The sequence below is a fragment of the Acinetobacter rongchengensis genome, assembly GCF_003611475.1.
Classification (GTDB): domain Bacteria; phylum Pseudomonadota; class Gammaproteobacteria; order Pseudomonadales; family Moraxellaceae; genus Acinetobacter; species Acinetobacter rongchengensis.
Map to the genome: position 1 here is coordinate 1 of NZ_RAXT01000040.1, position 18,389 is coordinate 18,389.

The 18,389-nt window shown below is 38.0% G+C and carries 19 protein-coding genes; 13 read left to right on the forward strand and 6 right to left on the reverse strand.

Annotated elements, in window-relative coordinates:
- Positions 1-160: 160 nt before the first annotated feature.
- Together rpmI and rplT are read left to right on the forward strand one after the other, a co-directional pair.
- Positions 161-355: a 50S ribosomal protein L35 gene (gene rpmI, locus D7V20_RS14300; protein ID WP_002054552.1), complete on the forward strand. Its 195-nt coding sequence runs from the start codon at positions 161-163 to the stop codon at positions 353-355.
- 11 nt (positions 356-366) lie between these two features.
- Complete coding sequence (gene rplT / locus D7V20_RS14305) at positions 367-726, forward strand: 50S ribosomal protein L20 (protein WP_004723060.1); 360 nt, start codon at positions 367-369, stop codon at positions 724-726.
- 81 nt (positions 727-807) lie between these two features.
- On the opposite strand, the gene D7V20_RS14310 is transcribed toward rplT, so the two are convergent.
- A complete protein-coding gene (locus D7V20_RS14310; RefSeq protein WP_120384861.1) occupies positions 808-1,212 on the reverse strand; it encodes a DUF1398 family protein in 405 nt (134 codons plus the stop codon).
- Positions 1,213-1,342: 130 nt separating this feature from the next.
- A complete protein-coding gene (locus tag D7V20_RS14315) occupies positions 1,343-2,269 on the reverse strand; it encodes a hypothetical protein (protein WP_147395800.1) in 927 nt (308 codons plus the stop codon).
- A gap of 814 nt (positions 2,270-3,083) precedes the next feature.
- On the opposite strand from D7V20_RS14315, the gene D7V20_RS14325 reads away from it, so the two are divergent.
- Positions 3,084-3,281: a hypothetical protein gene (locus tag D7V20_RS14325; protein ID WP_120384863.1), complete on the forward strand. Its 198-nt coding sequence runs from the start codon at positions 3,084-3,086 to the stop codon at positions 3,279-3,281.
- 193 nt (positions 3,282-3,474) lie between these two features.
- Entirely contained in the window at positions 3,475-3,972 is a 498-nt protein-coding gene (locus D7V20_RS14330) for a GNAT family N-acetyltransferase (RefSeq protein ID WP_120384864.1), read from the forward strand.
- A gap of 315 nt (positions 3,973-4,287) precedes the next feature.
- On the opposite strand, the gene D7V20_RS14335 is transcribed toward D7V20_RS14330, so the two are convergent.
- Complete coding sequence (locus D7V20_RS14335) at positions 4,288-5,307, reverse strand: hypothetical protein (protein ID WP_120384865.1); 1,020 nt, start codon at positions 5,305-5,307, stop codon at positions 4,288-4,290.
- A 216-nt stretch (positions 5,308-5,523) separates the two neighbouring features.
- On the opposite strand from D7V20_RS14335, the gene pheS reads away from it, so the two are divergent.
- The 3 genes from pheS to D7V20_RS14350 all read left to right on the forward strand — a co-directional run bounded on the left by pheS (position 5,524) and on the right by D7V20_RS14350 (position 9,392).
- Positions 5,524-6,504, forward strand: coding sequence for a phenylalanine--tRNA ligase subunit alpha (gene pheS, locus D7V20_RS14340; protein WP_120384866.1), 981 nt, complete (start codon positions 5,524-5,526; stop codon positions 6,502-6,504).
- Positions 6,505-6,717: 213 nt separating this feature from the next.
- A complete protein-coding gene (gene pheT, locus D7V20_RS14345) occupies positions 6,718-9,099 on the forward strand; it encodes a phenylalanine--tRNA ligase subunit beta (protein ID WP_120384867.1) in 2,382 nt (793 codons plus the stop codon).
- A complete protein-coding gene (locus D7V20_RS14350; RefSeq protein ID WP_010117259.1) occupies positions 9,096-9,392 on the forward strand; it encodes an integration host factor subunit alpha in 297 nt (98 codons plus the stop codon). Before pheT ends, D7V20_RS14350 begins: the two co-directional genes overlap by 4 nt.
- Before the next feature lie 171 nt (positions 9,393-9,563).
- Here D7V20_RS14350 and D7V20_RS14355 read toward each other — a convergent pair whose 3' ends face one another.
- From D7V20_RS14355 to trxA, 3 genes are all read right to left on the reverse strand, one after another.
- Complete coding sequence (locus D7V20_RS14355) at positions 9,564-9,845, reverse strand: hypothetical protein (protein WP_120384868.1); 282 nt, start codon at positions 9,843-9,845, stop codon at positions 9,564-9,566.
- Between the two features lie 379 nt (positions 9,846-10,224).
- Positions 10,225-11,493, reverse strand: coding sequence for a transcription termination factor Rho (rho, locus tag D7V20_RS14360; protein ID WP_120384869.1), 1,269 nt, complete (start codon positions 11,491-11,493; stop codon positions 10,225-10,227).
- Positions 11,494-11,824: 331 nt separating this feature from the next.
- Positions 11,825-12,151, reverse strand: coding sequence for a thioredoxin (trxA, locus tag D7V20_RS14365; protein WP_120384870.1), 327 nt, complete (start codon positions 12,149-12,151; stop codon positions 11,825-11,827).
- A gap of 293 nt (positions 12,152-12,444) precedes the next feature.
- Between trxA and ppx the strand changes: the two genes are divergently transcribed.
- The 6 genes from ppx (at position 12,445) to D7V20_RS14395 (ending at position 18,271) form a co-directional block, all read left to right on the forward strand.
- Positions 12,445-13,965, forward strand: a complete 1,521-nt coding sequence (gene ppx, locus D7V20_RS14370; RefSeq protein WP_120384871.1) for an exopolyphosphatase — start codon at positions 12,445-12,447, stop codon at positions 13,963-13,965.
- 104 nt (positions 13,966-14,069) lie between these two features.
- On the forward strand, positions 14,070-14,894 hold the full coding sequence (locus tag D7V20_RS14375; protein ID WP_120384872.1) for an acetyl-CoA carboxylase carboxyltransferase subunit alpha: 825 nt from the start codon (positions 14,070-14,072) through the stop codon (positions 14,892-14,894).
- The gene (gene tilS, locus D7V20_RS14380; RefSeq protein WP_120384873.1) at positions 14,831-16,222 is read left to right on the forward strand and encodes a tRNA lysidine(34) synthetase TilS; all 1,392 of its coding nucleotides are present in this window, start codon (positions 14,831-14,833) and stop codon (positions 16,220-16,222) included. Before D7V20_RS14375 ends, tilS begins: the two co-directional genes overlap by 64 nt.
- A complete protein-coding gene (proC, locus tag D7V20_RS14385) occupies positions 16,219-17,049 on the forward strand; it encodes a pyrroline-5-carboxylate reductase (protein WP_120384874.1) in 831 nt (276 codons plus the stop codon). The genes tilS and proC overlap by 4 nt, the downstream gene beginning before the upstream one ends.
- 28 nt (positions 17,050-17,077) lie before the next feature.
- The gene (locus tag D7V20_RS14390) at positions 17,078-17,647 is read left to right on the forward strand and encodes a YggT family protein (RefSeq protein WP_120384875.1); all 570 of its coding nucleotides are present in this window, start codon (positions 17,078-17,080) and stop codon (positions 17,645-17,647) included.
- A 261-nt stretch (positions 17,648-17,908) separates the two neighbouring features.
- Positions 17,909-18,271: a hypothetical protein gene (locus D7V20_RS14395; RefSeq protein WP_120384876.1), complete on the forward strand. Its 363-nt coding sequence runs from the start codon at positions 17,909-17,911 to the stop codon at positions 18,269-18,271.
- Positions 18,272-18,389: the final 118 nt, after the last annotated feature.

Here is an 18,389-nt window from a genome sequence, read left to right on the forward strand (position 1 = left end):
TTGTTAATAATACAACTTAGTTACTTTTGAATAGATAGATAAAATAACCACAGTTTTGCTTTTGTTTTATACAAAGATGATTTAGAATATTGCCTCCCTTACCTGCAGGTCGTTATCGCAATGGTGCGAACGTACCGAACAGGTGTTTAAAGAGGTTGTTATGGCTAAGTTAAAAACTCGCCGTGGTGCAGCTAAGCGATTCAAAGCGACTGCTAACGGTTTCAAGCGTAAACAAGCGTTCAAACGCCACATTTTGACCAAAAAATCTGCTAAACGTATTCGTCAATTGCGCGGTTGTGTCATGGTTCACGTAAGTGACATGAATTCAGTTCGTCGTATGTGCCCATACATCTAAGGAGATTATAAATGGCTCGTGTAAAACGTGGTGTACAGGCTCATCGCCGTCATAAAAAAATTCTTGCTCGTGCTAAAGGTTACTATGGCGCGCGTTCACGTGTTTATCGTGTAGCGTTCCAAGCAGTAATTAAAGCAGGTCAATACGCTTACCGTGACCGTCGTCAGAAGAAACGTCAATTCCGTGCTTTATGGATTGCGCGTATCAATGCTGGTGCACGTCAAAATGGTTTGTCGTACAGCCGTATGATCGATGGCTTGAAAAAAGCGCAAGTGATCATCGACCGTCGCGTACTTGCTGACATCGCTATGCATGATTCAGTAGCATTTGCTGCTTTAGCTGAAAAAGCTAAAGGCGCATTGGCTGCTTAATCGTCTTAGATGATTAAAAAAGACCGCTTTTTAGCGGTCTTTTTTATGTCTAGAGTTTATTCTCAAATTCTTATTTTCAAACTATTGTGGAAATTTTTCTAAATGAATTTCCCCAAGACGTCCAAAATACTGCACGTTCTTACCCACAATCCATACAGAATAACCAATACAACCTGCTTGATAGGTTAATGCTTTGAAAAGTGGATACATCACTTGCCCTGACTGTGCCCCTAAAATGGCTTGTTTAACCAGTTGCGCATCAAAATGTGTAGCGATTGAAGCTGCATCAGTCTCAAAAGTATGGCGAATACTTGCCCCATTGGGAAAGTAATAGGTTGTTTCACCGCGTCGATAATCTACTGTGTAGGATTCAACGCCAACAGAGATTAATTGTTGAATTACTTCGCCAAAATGAATTTCTCCTGAATTGGATTGTTCAAATACAGCGCTAATGGTTGAAATTTGTTGTGATGTAAAATCTGTCATTGTTACTGCTCTAACTATTTTGTTTGTGGTATTTATTGGATTAAATTATAGAGTGTCGTTTTCTGCGTCAACAATACCATTTTCGTCAAGTTAGCGAAGATATTTATATTTGGGATGATCTTACTTAAAATTATTTTTTTGAAAGAATATAGAGAAAGCTAATTGCTCCTGCTGTAATTGCTACAAATTTTATAAATTCAAATTTTGAAACTAACCAATACAAACCATAAAATATTGTAAATAAAACAATAATAAAGATCGACGTTATAATAAATGCTCTTGCTGCAGTTATTGGTTGCTCAGTTTTTCTTTGTTCTGCATCTTGTGCCACTTGTATATGATTTTGAATTTCTTCGACATGGATTGATGCTTTTTCCCACTGTTCGAGCTGTTGTTTTTGTAGTTTGGAAAAATGCATCGCTGATTCCATATGATTAGCTGTAAAACAAATGAGCTGAGTGTGTAATTGATTTTTTTGTGTTTTGAATTTTTCAAATAATGCATGTTGTTCTGTGGAATAGAAACGATAGTCTGAATTTTCGTTACGAATGTTAGTAAATGATTTAATACGATCTTCTATGGGGTTCAGCATTTGAATCAAACTAAATCCTAAATTATTGGGCAAAGTATGGCTTGGGAGAAGTGGAATGTTTTGATGATCATAGCCGTTGAAATAAAGATTATTTGTATATTGAAAATTTATTCCTAAGCTAGAAGCGAAATCACTTTGCATAAGATCTATGTGGATATTTTCAATTAAACTATTCCAAGTTAAATTTTGATCAAAAAGATGGCATTCATTTTTCTGAGATTGATTCAGTTCAATTAATGTAAATAAGCCAAAAGTTGGTGTTTGGCTTTGAGATGATGTGGGTGACCAAAACTCACGAGGATCACCAATAGGGCATATCTCTTTAGACGGTTTTTCTTGTTCTATTTGAATCAATGCAAAAGCTTTATTCCAGTTGTTTTTAAATACAGCAACAGGAGCATCATTATTTACAAATTCAAAAGAATGGTGTTTTGTTAATGGTCTATTTGGAAAAATAATACTCAATGGGTAAAGCGAACAATGTTTAAATTGTTGTTCAGCAAAGTGTAAAACTAAGTTGTCAATTGAGTCATAAAGTAAACTATTGGTTTGGAAGTCTCGAACAAGAAAAACATCGCAAGATTGATTGGTCCATGGGTGTGAAATATCGTAATAATTAATTTGCTCATTAAAAAAACGTTCAGCGTTATATTGTAGTCCCCAAATAAATTGCCAATATTGTTTTATCATAACTATTTTAAGTAATTGATTTTAGAAATTGTTATCCCATGATAACGTGTATTAAATTTTAAAATAAGTAGCTTATACGCAAACAATACCATTTTCGTCAAGTTAGCGAAGATATTTATATTTGGGATGTGCATCATCACGTTGAACTGAGTCGAGATTTCCCAATTCACGAGGCTTTATTCTCTAATATATAAGAGCTAATTGAAACATATTGGATTTCAGTAGATACAATAGCCAATACTTAGTAGATTGTTCAACATTTCCAATTGATCCAAGCAGTAGATTTAACTCATCCTATTATTTACGTGCCAATCGGCGAGTGATGGATAATACATCCAATAGCAAACGCTCAGTTTTTAGATTTATAAACGATTCGTGCTGTGCAGTTTGAAATTATGCCGTAGCCAAATTTTATCAATACTGAGGAAGATGAACTTGATTGTGATGATGAATCATGATGATTTAAAACGCTATAAGTCTATAAAATAGAATAAATGCTGAATCTGTACATAAAATCAACATGAAAAGTATAGGTCTTTGGCTGCACGTGAAATAAAGTTAAACTGACAATAAAAATTGGAGTCTAAACATGCGAGTGGAAATTGAAGGTCTACAACAAGGTTCAATCGAAGTAGAGTTACAAATATTACCAAGAATCGGGGAAACACTCAAAGTGATGTATGGTGCGGATGCAGAAGTCAAAGGCGAAGTGACTGGTATTGAACATTATATTAACCAACATGCCAATGAACAGAAGGTGATTTTAACGATTCGACCGCTATTCTAAATGTTGATTATTCTAAAGTTGATAATGTGACGATAGTTTCTTAGTTTAATTTATCAAATTCGATAAGAAAGTAGCTAAATTTAGCTGCTTTTTTATTTGTTAAGTGTTTAAAAGCATTGGCAGAGTTTTAAGAATTGAATAAATGATTCATAAGCCAACTAAAAATTGACAATAAAAATATGAGGGGATTCAAATGATTCGTATTGCAGTAGAAAGTGATGCACAACAAATTGCTGAAGTTCATGTACGCAGTTGGAAAGAAACCTATACGGGGATTGTGAAACAAGATGTTTTAGATGATTTGAGTGTTGCAAAAAGATTGGCGCTTTGGCAACAGATTATTCCACATCGTGACCATCAATTATTTGTATATGAAAAGAATGGAAAGATACTCGGCTTTTTAGATGGTTATTTAAATCCAGATAATGACGTTGCTGAAATTCGAGCATTCTATTTATTGAAAAGTATTCAAGGTGAGGGAATTGGACGTGCGATGTTTGAAAAATTCCAACAGCTCATTCGTCCAGAACATCATCGTAAGATCCGTTTGGAAGTGATTAATAAAAATCCTAGTCGTTATTTTTATGAAAAAATGGGCGGAAAGGCTGTAGGTGAGGAGGATGCGTCTGATCTTGGAGAGGGCATTACTGAAATATTTTATCAATGGGGCATGGATAAAGATCAGAAATAGTCGAAACGGTGGATTGACGGATTGGCTAGCGCATCATTCTGGGATTGTTGTAAATGCTAATTTTGCAACATTTGAACAACATTCTAATTTAAAAGCATTTTTACCCAATACTCAGTAATGTATTCCAGCTAAAGCTTCCTCTGTGGATAAAATTTGGGAGAATTGGGCTGTCTGCTGATGCTGATGGAAGTGCTCACATAGTAATCGCAAGGTCTGAATTTATTTGGTTTTGTATTCATGGACGTGAGACAGCAATAGTTGAGAAACAATATTGCTGTCTAGTTGTACTATTGACTGTGCTTATACTTCAAAATTTTATAATCCAAAATAATAAGCAGCGATACAAATCAAGACGGTGAGAATAATTAAGGTCAAGACGCTAGATTTACCAACCTTATGATCACTGTTTGGTTTTGAGCTAAATGATTGACGTTGTTCTGTTTTTGTATTATCAAACGGTGAGGCAACCACTTTCGGTGTCAATCGAGCAGATTTGTAGTGATTGGCAATTTTAGTCACAGATTTTGCAGTAAGATCATCCAATTTTTGAGAAAAATGACGCAAATTGAGTTGTTCATCAGCACTTAAAGCATGTTCATTTTCATCATAAGGATGCTGTAGTTTTGCTTGGACAAACTGAGACAATGCTTCTAAGCGATGCAGCGTTTCATGGGCATAATCTGCTTGATAATCGGTAGGTAATAATGACAGCTTTTGCCCAACTTTTTCATCGAGTTGTTCAGTCGCACTTAAACCATTATAAGGTAGGTTTTTATGGAGGGGCTCTTGAAAACCTTGGGTATATTTTGTATTGAAAAGCTCATTATCTGTATAAACATCAATATCATCCCAATTGGGTGGTGTTAAATCTTGTTCAATACGTTTGTTGTATTTCGCATTGAGTTCAAATTGCCAAAATACTTCTGAACGGAGTGTCGTTTGCTGAGCAAGCGGTGCTTCATAATCATTATCAGCGCTATACCATTCAGCCAGTTCTTTACCAAAAATCCAAGCTGTCTTTTTTTGGTGGGTGTGACTGACAATAAAATGTGTAATGGGCAGTAGCTCAACATTGGCGTTAGGGTTCTTTTCCTCATTTAGTATTGATGAGAGATGGAGACTCAAACGATGAACCTCTTGTTTTTTAAGACCTTCTAACCAAATTTGAAAATGTTGAGCAAGTAAGTGTTGGCTGAGTAAATCTCGAAAAGCAAAAGTATGCTGATTAAATATGGCATGATTTACCCAGCGATTGAAGCTGAGTTCTTGGGATAAATATTCATTGCCATAACTAACAAGAGCCAGTTGTTGTTTCCAGATTTGATCGAGTGCCATTTGTTATCTATCTCAGCGACATTCGTTTCATTTTATACTTATTATAAATCAGAGTTCTAGCCTTTCATTTTGATTGGTATCGGAAAATATACAATTTATAGGGACAAACTAATGACTAATCATCATTTTGTCGCGGGGAAACTTCATCCAACTGCATAAAAACTGGTAGAATAGCGAGTTATATTATTTTTCTAAATTGTTGCTTTGAGAGTTATTATGTCACTGGAAGCCCTGACCACTGAAGCGCTCGCTGCGATTGCAGCAGCTCAAGACCTTGCTGCACTCGATCAAGTACGGGTGCAATTTACAGGGAAAAAAAGCCAGCTTGCGGAACAATCTAAGGCACTCGGTAAAATGGACCCTGAAGAGCGTAAAGTTCAGGGTGCTGCAATTCATGCTGTTCGTGAAGCGATGAATACAGCGCTTACAGAGCGCCAAGCTGAATTACAAAAAGCTGCGTTAGCACAAAAACTTGCAAGTGAAACAATCGATATTACCTTGCCAGGTCGTGGGCAAACTGTGGGAAGTATCCACCCTGTGACTCAGGTGCAAGAACGTATTTGCCAATTTTTTACTAAAGCTGGCTTTACGGTTGCGACAGGTCCTGAAGTTGAAGATGATTATCATAACTTTGAAGCATTAAACATTCCGGGGCATCATCCTGCACGTGCTATGCACGATACTTTCTATTTTGATGCAAACCATTTGCTGCGCACGCATACCTCAGGCGTGCAAATCCGTACTATGGAAAGTTCTCAACCGCCAATTCGTATTGTCTGCCCTGGTCGTGTGTATCGTTGTGACTCGGATCAAACGCATTCACCGATGTTCCATCAGATTGAAGGCTTATATGTTGCGGAAAATACCAGTTTCGCAGAGCTGAAAGGTTTATTGATTAATCTTTTAAATGAATTCTTTGAGAAAGATTTGAAAGTACGTTTCCGCCCATCTTACTTCCCATTTACCGAGCCAAGTGCTGAAGTCGATATTATGGATGAACGTGGTAAATGGTTAGAAGTTTTGGGTTGCGGTATGGTACATCCTAATGTACTGCAAGCTGCGGGTATTGATCCTGAGAAATATAAAGGCTTTGCATTTGGTTTGGGCGTAGAACGTTTTGCAATGTTACGTTACGGCATCAATGACTTGCGTATGTTCTACCAAAATGATGTGCGTTTCTTACGCCAATTTGCTTAAACAGATTTATACCTCTCCCTGCCTCTCCTAAAAGGAGAGGGGCTCTGTGAAGTGAATGGAGTGAGAAGAGGATTTAAAAATTTAGATTTATAGGTATTGATCAATCCCCCTAAATCCCCCTTTAAAAAAGGGGGACTTTCACTGACAACAATGCAGTGCGAGGCTTTCCCCTCGTTTTAAAAGAGGGGTTAGGGGCGATTAAGGAATGAATGTATGAAAATTAGCGAGAATTGGCTTCGCACGTGGGTAAATCCTGCAATTGATAGTGAAACGCTATCTGATCAACTCACCATGTTGGGCTTAGAAGTCGATGATTTAACACCTGCGGCTAAACCATTTACAGGTGTGGTTGTTGGAGAAGTGCTGACTGTTGAACAACATCCAGATGCTGACCGTTTACGTGTAACCACGGTTAATATTGGCACTGGAGAGCCTTTGCAGATTGTATGTGGTGCACCAAATGTACGTGTAGCGATGAAAGTTCCTGTAGCAACGATTGGTGCGGTGCTTCCAGGTGACTTTAAAATTAAAAAAGGCAAACTGCGTGGTGTAGAGTCACAAGGTATGCTTTGTGGTGCTTCTGAAATTGACCTTGAAGATAAAATTGATGGGCTTTTAGAACTTCCTGCTGATGCGCCTATTGGTATCAATATCCGTGAATATTTAAATCTTGATGATCATGTGATTGATATCAGTATTACACCTAACCGTGGTGATTGTTTTAGCGTTCGTGGTATTGCTCGTGAAATTGGTGTCATTAACAAACTTCCAGTCACAGCACCAGAAATTAAAGAAGTTAGCTCAACGATCACAGATCAAAAGCAAGTAAATGTTGATACAGAAGGTTGCCCACGTTATTTAGGTCGTGTGATTAAAAACGTCAATACCAAAGCAGCAACACCTGCTTGGATGGAGCAAGCCCTTGCACGTTCAGGGATTCGCCAACATAGTATTTTAGTGGATATTACTAACTATGTATTGATCGAACTTGGTCAGCCATTACATGCCTTTGATGGTGGTAAAGTTCAAGGTTCAGTGCATGTGCGTCAAGCGAATACCAAAGAAAAACTGGTATTGTTAAACGATCAGGAAATCGAACTCACTGAAGATGTGATGGTGATTGCTGATGATGAAAAAGCATTGGCAATAGCAGGGATTATGGGGGGCTTATCTTCATCAGTTACAGATGAAACCACTGAAATTTTCCTTGAATCAGCTTTCTTTGCGCCATTGTATATCGCAGGTCGCGCACGTCGTTATGGCTTGCATACCGATGCATCACAGCGCTATGAACGTGGTGTAGATTTTGAATTACCAATGATTGCAATGCACCGTGCATCACAATTGATTCAAGAACTTGCGGGTGGTGAATTTGGTCCAATCACTGTGGCTGAAAAAGTTGAGCTATTGCCAAAACGTGAAGCAATTGAATTAAAACAAGCTCAAGTGGATCAATTGCTCGGTTATCAGGTTGAATCTTCGTTTATTACCGATGCATTACAGCGTTTAGGTTGTCATGTGACTGAAAATGCTGAAGGTGAGTGGACTGTAGTACCGCCATCATATCGTTATGACATGGCAATTTATCAAGATCTTATTGAAGAAATTGCACGTATTCATGGTTACGATAATATTCAAATTAGCTTACCTGTGATTGATGTACAACTTGCAAAACATCAAGATCAGTTTGATCTAAACCAACTTCGTCAAACTTTGGTAACTTTAGGTTATCAGGAAGCGATTAGTTTTAGTTTTGCAGATTTGAAACTCGAAAAGCAGTTAAATTCGTTAGTGAATCCTTTGGTATTGGCCAATCCAATTTCAAGTGATTTAGCAGTGATGCGCTCAACTTTGCTGTCAAGTTTGATTCCATGTGTGCAACATAATATCAACCGTCAGCAAAACCGAGTTCGTTTCTTTGAGTTGGGGCTACGTTTTGATTATCAAAATGCACAATCAATTGATGACCTTAAACAAATACCGACTTTAGCGATGGTTGCTGTGGGTGCTAAACATGCAGAATCATGGCATGGCAAGGCACAGCCGATGGATTTCTTTGATCTTAAAGGTGAGGTGGAAGAAGTATTAGCTGCTGGTCGCGTTAAAGTTGAATATGTGCGTACTGAGCGAGAATGGTTGCATCCTGGTCAATCTGCTGACATTATAGTAGATGGAAAATCAGTTGGTTATTTAGGTCGATTACACCCTTCTTTAGAGGATGCACTAGATTTGGGCATTACTTGGGTTGTAGAGCTCGATCAGTTGGCTGTTTTGCAAACTTATGTATCTAATTTTACAGAATTATCACGATTTCCATCGGTTAGACGTGATATTGCGCTTTTAATTAATGATAAGATTAATGTTAGCGAAATTCAGCAACTTATCGAAAAAACAGGTGGAGCGTTATTGAACTCAACTTGGCTATTCGATGTGTACACCGGTCAAGGTGTTGAAAACGGTAAACGCTCTTTGGCATTTGCATTGTTGTGGCAACATCCGTCACGTACTTTGGAAGATGCTGAAATTAAATCTGGTATGGATAATATTATTCAAGTGTTAGAAAACACTTATCAAGCGACATTGAGGGCCTCATGACAGCATTAACAAAAGCAGAAATGGCTGATCATTTAAGTGAGCTTACGAGTTTGAATCGTCGTGAAGCAAAACAAATGGTCGAGTTGTTTTTTGATGAAATTAGCCAAGCATTAATTGCTGGTGAACAAGTCAAACTTTCAGGATTTGGTAATTTTGAATTACGTGACAAGCGTCAACGTCCTGGACGAAACCCGAAAACAGGGGAAGAAATTCCAATCTCGGCACGTCGTGTTGTTACATTCCGTGCAGGCCAGAAATTTAGACAACGTGTAGGTACAGAGCAAGACGATTAATCTATAATTGTGTTGTGAATAAACCCTGAGTTCTGCTTGGGGTTTTTTTTATGTCTAATATTTATGGGTTAGAAGATTTGTTTAGGGTGGTGTAGGTTTTTATATTCTTATTTTCAAAGCAAAAAAAAGAGAACCAAAGGTTCTCTTTTTCGATAATAATCTAAGCGATTATTAGTGAGCAGCTGAAGCAGCAGCTGTAGCGTCAGCAGCAGCAGCAGTAGCGTCAGAAGCAGCAGCAGTAGCGTCAGCAGCAGCAGCAGAAGCGTCAGCAGCAGCATCTACAGCAGAAGCAGCAACAGCGTCAGCAGCAGCAGTAGCTTCAGAAGCAGCTTCTACAGCTTCAGAAGCAGCAGCGTTTGCATCAGCAGCAGCTTCTTCAGTTTTTTTAGCACAACCAACAAAAGCTAAAGTAGTAGCAACTGCAGCAGCAATAGCGATTTTTTTGAATAACATGGCATCACTCTCATAAATTAAATTGAGACAAAAAACCCAAGTTAGCCTGTTTTTTGCTTTTTGCATGGGCAGCCTAACTGGTATGCGAATATGCTATCACTGCGCATTTTGAATTGCTACTGGTTAAAGAAAAAAAACTGATGAAATTGATGAAAAATTGTTGTTTTTTTAACAGAAAATTACAATTGATTTGTGTTTTTAGATGGGTTTGTCGATAAATAACTTATTAAAAAACATAGAATTTATTTATCAGTGATTTTATTATTCAATTGCTTGCAATGTTGAGTAACAGGCTAAAGCAGCATTTGTATATTTATGTAAAAAATGTCAACCCAATAAAAAGCTACCTTTTTAGGTAGCTTTTTATGTATTTATTGGCTTAGTTTGCAGCTTTGCGCTTCATTTGATCAAAGAAATCATCATTGGTTTTGGTTTCTTTCATACGATCAAGTAAGAACTCCATTGCAGCGAGTTCATCCATAGGGTGAAGCAGTTTACGCAGAATCCAAACTTTACGTAAGTTTTCTTCGCTCATGAGACGTTCTTCACGGCGAGTACCTGATTTCTTGATGTTCATAGCTGGGAAGACACGTTTTTCAGCAATACGACGATCAAGCGTGATTTCTTGGTTACCAGTACCTTTGAATTCTTCATAGATCACTTCATCCATTTTACTACCTGTTTCAATTAAGGCTGTAGAAATAATGGTGAGTGAACCACCTTCTTCGATATTACGTGCAGCACCAAAGAAACGCTTAGGACGTTCTAGAGCATGTGCATCGACACCACCTGTTAAAACCTTACCAGATGAAGGAACAACAGTGTTGTAGGCACGTGCTAAACGAGTAATAGAATCGAGTAAAATCACGACATCTTTCTTGTGCTCGACTAAACGTTTTGCTTTTTCAATCACCATTTCAGCGACTTGTACGTGACGAGCAGGTGATTCGTCAAAGGTAGATGCAACCACTTCACCACGAACAGTACGTTCCATTTCCGTTACTTCTTCAGGACGTTCGTCAATCAGAAGCACAATCAAGAAACATTCAGGATTGTTACGTACAATAGATTGAGCAATGTTCTGTAATAACATCGTTTTACCCGCTTTTGGCGGTGCCACGATAATCGAACGCTGTCCTTTACCGATTGGAGCAACGAGGTCAACTACACGTGCAGTTAAATCTTCAGAAGAACCATTCCCTAATTCCATAACCAATTGTTCAGTAGGGAACAGTGGTGTTAAGTTTTCAAATAAGATTTTATTGCGAGAGTTTTCAGGTGTGTCGTAGTTAATTTGATTCACTTTTAATAAAGCAAAGTAACGTTCGCCTTCTTTTGGTGGACGAATCGTACCTGTAATGGTATCACCAGTACGTAAGTTAAAACGACGGATTTGTGATGGACTCACATAGATATCGTCAGGGCCTGCAAGGTAAGAACCAGCAGCAGAGCGTAAAAAGCCGAAACCATCAGACAAAATTTCAAGAACACCATCACCAAAAATTTCTTCGCCGTTCATTGCATGACGTTTTAAGATGGCAAAAATGATGTCTTGCTTACGGTTACGAGCCATTCCTTCTAGGCCCATAAACTCAGCAATTTTAATGAGTTCGCCGATCGGTTTTTTCTTGAGTTCAGTTAAATTCATAGATGATCAGATTGAATAAGGATGTGTGGAACACAGATAAAAAAGAAGCAAAAGTCGTCCGCAGTGCAATAGGTGAGTTGAAACTGTGTGTGAACAATAGCAAACTCAGAATCTATATAGTTGTTTCGAGGAGAAATATGTAAAACAATTTCTGTTGCCGAGCGGCGATCTTATGTGTTGTCTTTTAAGAAACAGGAAGATAATCCTAATGTTCCTTGAGCATGGAATATAAGTGAGATCAATAGATTTGTCAAATTATAGTCAAAAAAATACGCTAGAAAATCTAACGTATTTTTCTTTTACATCCGCTTGTACAGCTAAATTGAAAAAATTAAATATTTTCTTCAATAAAAGCCGTTAATTTTGATTTAGGTGCAGCACCAATTTGTTGAGCAACCACTTCACCATTTTTAAACATCAGTAACGCTGGGATATTACGAATATTGTAATTTACAGCTGTTGCTTCACATGCAGTAACGTCAACTTTAACGATTTTAACTTTACCTTCGTATTCGTTCGACAGAACTTCAAGTACTGGTGCAATGGCTTTACATGGCGCACACCATCCTGCCCAGAAATCTACAATGACAGGGATGTCAGATTTAAGTACGTCAGTTTCAAAGTTTTCGTCAGTCGTGTTTACGATATTGCCAGACATGGAATATGCTCCAAAAAATATTTTAAAGATGAATCTTCTATAAATATAAGTATTACATAGTCATCTTTAACAATGTAGGGGGATGCGTAAATTTTCAGACTTTATTGTAAATTTGTCCAATTGGAGCTGTCGATATTTACAATCGGATCCTTAGTGGAAACAATTTAAATTGTCACATAATTGTCATAAATGTTGAAAAAATAATGCCTCAGTAAATTGTCTAAATAAATGGCTTTTAAAAAGCGTGTATGTGAATTAATCTAAGCACACATCTGTATGAGTTTGTATAAATAATGTCTGATTTTTTGATTGATGAAGAATTACTTGCTGCCATCGATATGGGGTCGAACAGTTTCCATTTAGCGATTGCTCGTGTGGATCATGGTGAAGTTAAAAAAGTTGCTTCTATGTCAGAAAAGGTTCAGCTTGCTGCTGGATTGGACGAAAATAAAAACTTAACAGAAGCCGCGCAACAACGTGGTTTGGCATGTTTAGCTCGTTTTGTTGGGCGTTTAAGTTCGGTACAACCAACTCGCTTACGTATCGTTGCGACCAATGCTTTGCGTCAAGCGAAAAATGGTCAGGAATTTATTCAAAAAGCAGCAGAAATACTTCCTAAACCGATAGAAATTATTGCAGGTCGTGAAGAAGCTCGTCTAATTTATTTGGGCGTTTCGCATACGATGGTAAACAGTGGTCGTCGCTTGGTGATTGATATTGGCGGTGGTTCGACTGAGTTAATCATTGGTGAAGAATTTGAGCCTATTCATACAGAATCATTACAAATGGGCTGTGTTGCATTTACTAAAGCTTATTTTTCCGATGGTGAAATCAATTCTAAAGCTTTTGATAAAGCGGTAGTGGCAGCGCGTAAAGAGTTATCTTCAATTGCCAATACTTATAAAGCAGCGGGTTGGGATACTGTAGTGGGTTCAAGTGGTACGATCAAAGCCTGCCGACAAATTGCAGTCAATATGGGGTGGAGTGATGCTCAAGAAAATCTTACCCGTGAAGGCTTAGATAAACTAAAAGATAAAATGCTGAAATACAAACATATTTCAGATATGGAGTTTGATGGTTTAAAAGAAGATCGTCGTGCTGTTTTACCCGCAGGCTTAGCGATTCTATATGCTGTTTTTGAAGTTTTAAACATCGATAAATTAGTCTATTCAGATGGTGCGTTACGTGAAGGGGTCATGTACGACTTGTTGGGACGTTTTCAGCATGAAGATATTCGAGATCGTAGTGTTCAGGCCATGATGGGGCGTTATGGCGCAGACACGAAGCAAGCGCAGCGTGTGGTCGAGACCGCACAACATTTATTTGATGGTGTTGCACAATCTCTGAAACTCAGCAGTGATGATAGTGATTTGTTACGCCGTGCGGCTTATTTACATGAAATTGGTTTAGCGATTAGTCACAGCGGTTATCAAAAACATAGCGCTTACTTATTACAGCATTCAGACATTCCCGGCTTTTCACAAATTGATCAAAACCATTTGTCACATTTGGTCGCTCATCATCGTCGAAAATTACGTGGTGATGCCAAAATAGATGTGCTTAAAGTCGGTGGACACAAGCTTATTTATCTCTGTTTATTACTTCGTCTCGCAGTTTTACTCAATCATAGCCGTAGCGATGAGATGCTTCCTGCCATTGAATTGACTGTAGATAATGAGCAACAATGGCAACTCAGCGTTTCTGGCGATGCCAAACAATGGCCGTTGCTCGTTGCAGATTTGCATGATGAGCAGGTGCAATTTAAGCATTGGGACATTGAATTGAATATTCAGTCGGAACAGTTTATCGATTAACTAAAAGATTTTGTGGTGATTGAATTGTATAAGCCATTTGATATCACAAAATTCTAAACTTCCGATGGGTAAGCCATCGGTGAATTAGGGATAATACTCGACTCATGAAAAATAAAGCTGCTCAGTCTAAAGCTTGGAAAACGGTTCAAATTGCGCGTCATCCTGAACGTCCGCAATTTTTGGATTATGTAGGCGAAATTTTTACAGAATTTGATGCTTTGCATGGTGATCGTTTGTATGGCGATGATGGTGCAATGGTTGGTGGATTAGCGCGTTTTAATGGTCAACCTGTGATGATCGTAGGTCAGCACCGTGGTCGTAGTACACGTGAAAAATTACAACATAACTTTGGGATGAGTAATCCTGAAGGTTATCGTAAGTCTCAACGTTTATTAGATATGGCAGAACGCTTTAATTTACCAGTATTTACCTTTATTGATACGATGGGCGCATATCCAGGTGTGGGTGCGGAAGAACGTGGTCAAGCGGAAGCGATTGCAACCAGTTTGGCACAACTTTCTAGCTTAAAAGTGCCTGTTATTGCGACTGTTTTAGGTGAGGGTGGTTCAGGTGGTGCACTGGGTATTGGTGTGGCAGACCGTGTGGTTATGCTTTCACACAGTATTTACTCGGTAATTTCACCTGAAGGTTGTGCTTCTATTTTATGGAAAACTGCTGAAAAAGCAGAACAAGCCAGTGAAGCATTGGCATTAACAGCAGACAAGTTGCAAGAAATCGGCATTGTTGAATATGTTGTTGATGAAGGTGAGGGTGCACATTTACATCCATTTGAAGTTATGGAAAAACTCAAAGATGTGTTAAAACAAGCGCTTGATGAATTACAGCCAATGAGTGCAGAAGAACGATGCGAAGCACGTTACCAGCGTTTAATGAAGTTTGGCAGCGACAATTTAGGGCTCGCTTCTTAAAGCAATATTCGCAATTTTCTGAAAATACACACTTTTTAATCGGATGTAGCGGTGGCATGGATTCTATGCTATTGCTACATTTGATGGCTCAACTTTTCCCTCAGCGAATACGTGCAATTTACGTCAATCACCAATTACAAAAAGCCAGTGATACATGGGCGGATTTTGTTTTACAGCAATGCTTAACGCTTAATATTCCTTATATTATTCAAAATGTTCAAGTTGCAAATGGCAATCTTGAAAATCAAGCCCGTGAAGCCCGTTACCAAGCTTATCGACAGCATTTACATGAAAATGAAGTGTTGGTTCTTGCACATCATCAACAAGATCAAGCTGAAACGGTGATGTTACGACTACTTTCTGGAGCAGGTGTTTCAGGCTTATCTGCAATGCAAATTGTAGATCATCGACTTATCGATCAACAAAAAATAACGCTATGGCGTCCTTTATTGGATCTTTCGCGTGAGCAGATTTGCCAATGGGTAGAACAATTGGATATTCGCTATGTGGATGATCCAACCAATCTGGATACTCAATATGATCGAGCATGGTGTAGGCATGAACTTTGGCATATTTTGCAAAGCCGTTATCCCAAAATGCAACAAGCTTTGGCTCGAACCAGTTATTTGATGCAGGATGCCGAGCAGATTCTGAATGAAGTTTTAGTTGAGGATTTAGCGTTTTGTGGTGATGCTGAACAGCTTGATTTAAATAAATTTCAACAACTTTCACAGGCTCGACAACGTCAACTTTTATCTGTTTGGATGAAAGGGGACCATACCTATCGCCCTGCATTTGATATGGTCAATCGAATTTTTGAAGAGGTGATTGATTCAAAAGTAGATTCACAAGCCGCATTGCAGTGGAATCACTTTTATTATCTACGTTATCAAAACTATTTATATCGTATTGAAAAAGATAAATATTTAGCTTCAAAATCAACGGAGCAACAGTTAGAGCAACAATTGATTTTGCATCTTAAAGATGAATTAGATTTAGCATCAGGTATATTTATCATCGAAACGGCTAAAATGGGTCTGTCTTTTGCATTGCTGGATTGTAAGTTGACGTTAAAAGCACGTTTGGGCGGTGAGAAAATTCACCTCTATGGCAGAGTTGGGGCTTGGCCACTGAAAAAAGCCATTCAAGAAGCACATATTTTTCCTTGGATGCGTCATACAATTCAAATATTAAGTGTAGATAATGTTATGCTTGGTGTTTTTACACCAAAAGGATTTTGGTTGGCGCAATCTCAATATTGTGAAATAGGTGGATGGCAACCAAATTTAATCTCAGCGTTAAAAAATAAGGTCGAGTGTGATTCATGAGTGCAGTTCTCAATTGTAATATTACTTTTATTGGTGGTGGGAATATGGCTCAAGCCCTGATTGGAGGTTTGATTAGTCGTGGTTTACCTGCAACGCGTATTACAGTTTCAGACCCTGTAGAAAGTGTGAGACAGTTACTGCTCGAAAAAGATGTACATGTCACAGATGATAATGCTGCGGCAATAAAACATGCAGATATTGTTGTTCTTGCTGTGAAGCCACAAGTTTTAGGTACGGTACTTAAGCCACTTCATGGTTTGTTTGATGGTAAATTAATCATTTCGATCGTGGCTGGTGCTGAAATTAAAACCATTTCAGCATTAACTGGAAATGATCGTGTGGTTCGTGTGATGCCAAATACACCTGCTTTAGTTCAAACGGGTGCGCATGGTATATTTGCATACGATGCTGTTGAAACGAAAGATCGTGAACTTGCGACGCAAGTACTTGCTGCTACGGGTTTAACGATTTGGGTGAGCTCAGAAGCTCAAGTCGATGCTGTTACCGCAGTTTCAGGTTCTGGCCCTGCATACTTTTTTTATATGATGGAAAGTATGATCCGTGCTGGAAAAAATATGGGACTCGATGAAAAAGTAGCAACAGCATTGACATTGCAAACTGCTTTAGGTGCAGCCCAAATGGCGATCACCAGTTCGAATTCTCCTTCAGAATTACGTAAAAATGTAACTTCGCCAAATGGAACGACCCAAGCGGCACTTGAAGTATTTGATCGTGCTCAAATTTCACAAAATATTCAAACAGCTTTGGCTGCTGCACAAAAGCGTAGTCAGGAATTGGCTCAAGAGTTAAGTGACAGTATTAAATAATTAATTGAATTTTTAGGAACGTTCCAATATGGGTGCAAATTCTGCGCAGATTTTTGGCATTATTATTAACGTAGCGATTTTGCTCGTATTCTTCCGTTTTTTAATGCAATTGGCGATGGTGAGTCCATATAATCCTGTGGTTATGTCGACAGTAAAAGCAACGAAAATTGTGGATGTGTTTAGTCGCATTTTTCCAACACTTGGCAAAGGTCGTGTCAATACGGCTGCTCTAGTATTGGTGGTGGTTTTATATTTACTTAAAATTTTTGGCATGATGTATTTGCAAGGGGCAATGCCAAATAGCCCTGTACATTTGCTGATTCTGACTTTTGTCACCATGATTCAGGATTTAATTCGTTTCTGTCGTTATTTAATTTTTGCAACAATTATTTTAAGTTGGGTGGTGATGTTTACGCAATCTAGATCGCCTTATATTGAAGTGATTCAAGAGCTTGCAGAACCATTGTTAGCACCGTTCCGTAAGATTATGCCGAATATGGGAATGATTGATTTATCTCCAATTTTGGCATTCCTTGCGTTGTATATTGCAGAAATTTTGATGAATGAAGTTGCCAAGGTTCTATTAACAGGTCTTTAATCTGTTGATTTAGAATTGGAAAAGGACTCGGTTGAGTCCTTTTTTATTTGCTTGGAAAGTTGTTCTGATATGAGGTTTTTAAAAGCACCTCCATCCCAACCTTCCTCCTGATAGGAGGAAGGGGCTAAAGCAATTTACAGGCTTTTTTTAGGGTTTAAAGCACTGAATAGGTTATATTACTTTGTAGCGTTCTTTTAAATATCAATTGTCAGACTGTACTGATATTTTGCAAAAACGTTGAATAATAAAAAAGTGAATGATATGAAATTTGAAACTAATAATCTAAATGCTGAGTTTTATTTAGCATCACTTGCTCTAGGCATTTTAGAAGCAATGAAGCAGGGTGTTGTGCATCCAGATATCGGGATTTGGTCATTAGGAAAATTACAATCTTCGCAACAATTTGAAAATTCTTTATTTTTATCTGAGGATTTGAAATATGTGATTGGTTGTCTTGATGAGATTGATGTATGGACAAGTTTAGATCCACAAAATGGTTTAGAAAAACAACTAATAATGATTGATGAATTGAGAGTTAAGTGTCTGAAAATTTTAAAACATTTAGATTATAAAGAAATGAATTTAAGTATAGAACTATCAATGGATGAGTATGATTTAGATTAATAATATCGTGCGTTACTTGATGAAAAAATCAGAGATATGTTTGGTAAAAAGATTCTTTTAAAAGCACCTCCATCTCAACCTTCCTCCTGAGAGGAGGAAGGGGCTTAATACATAAGGC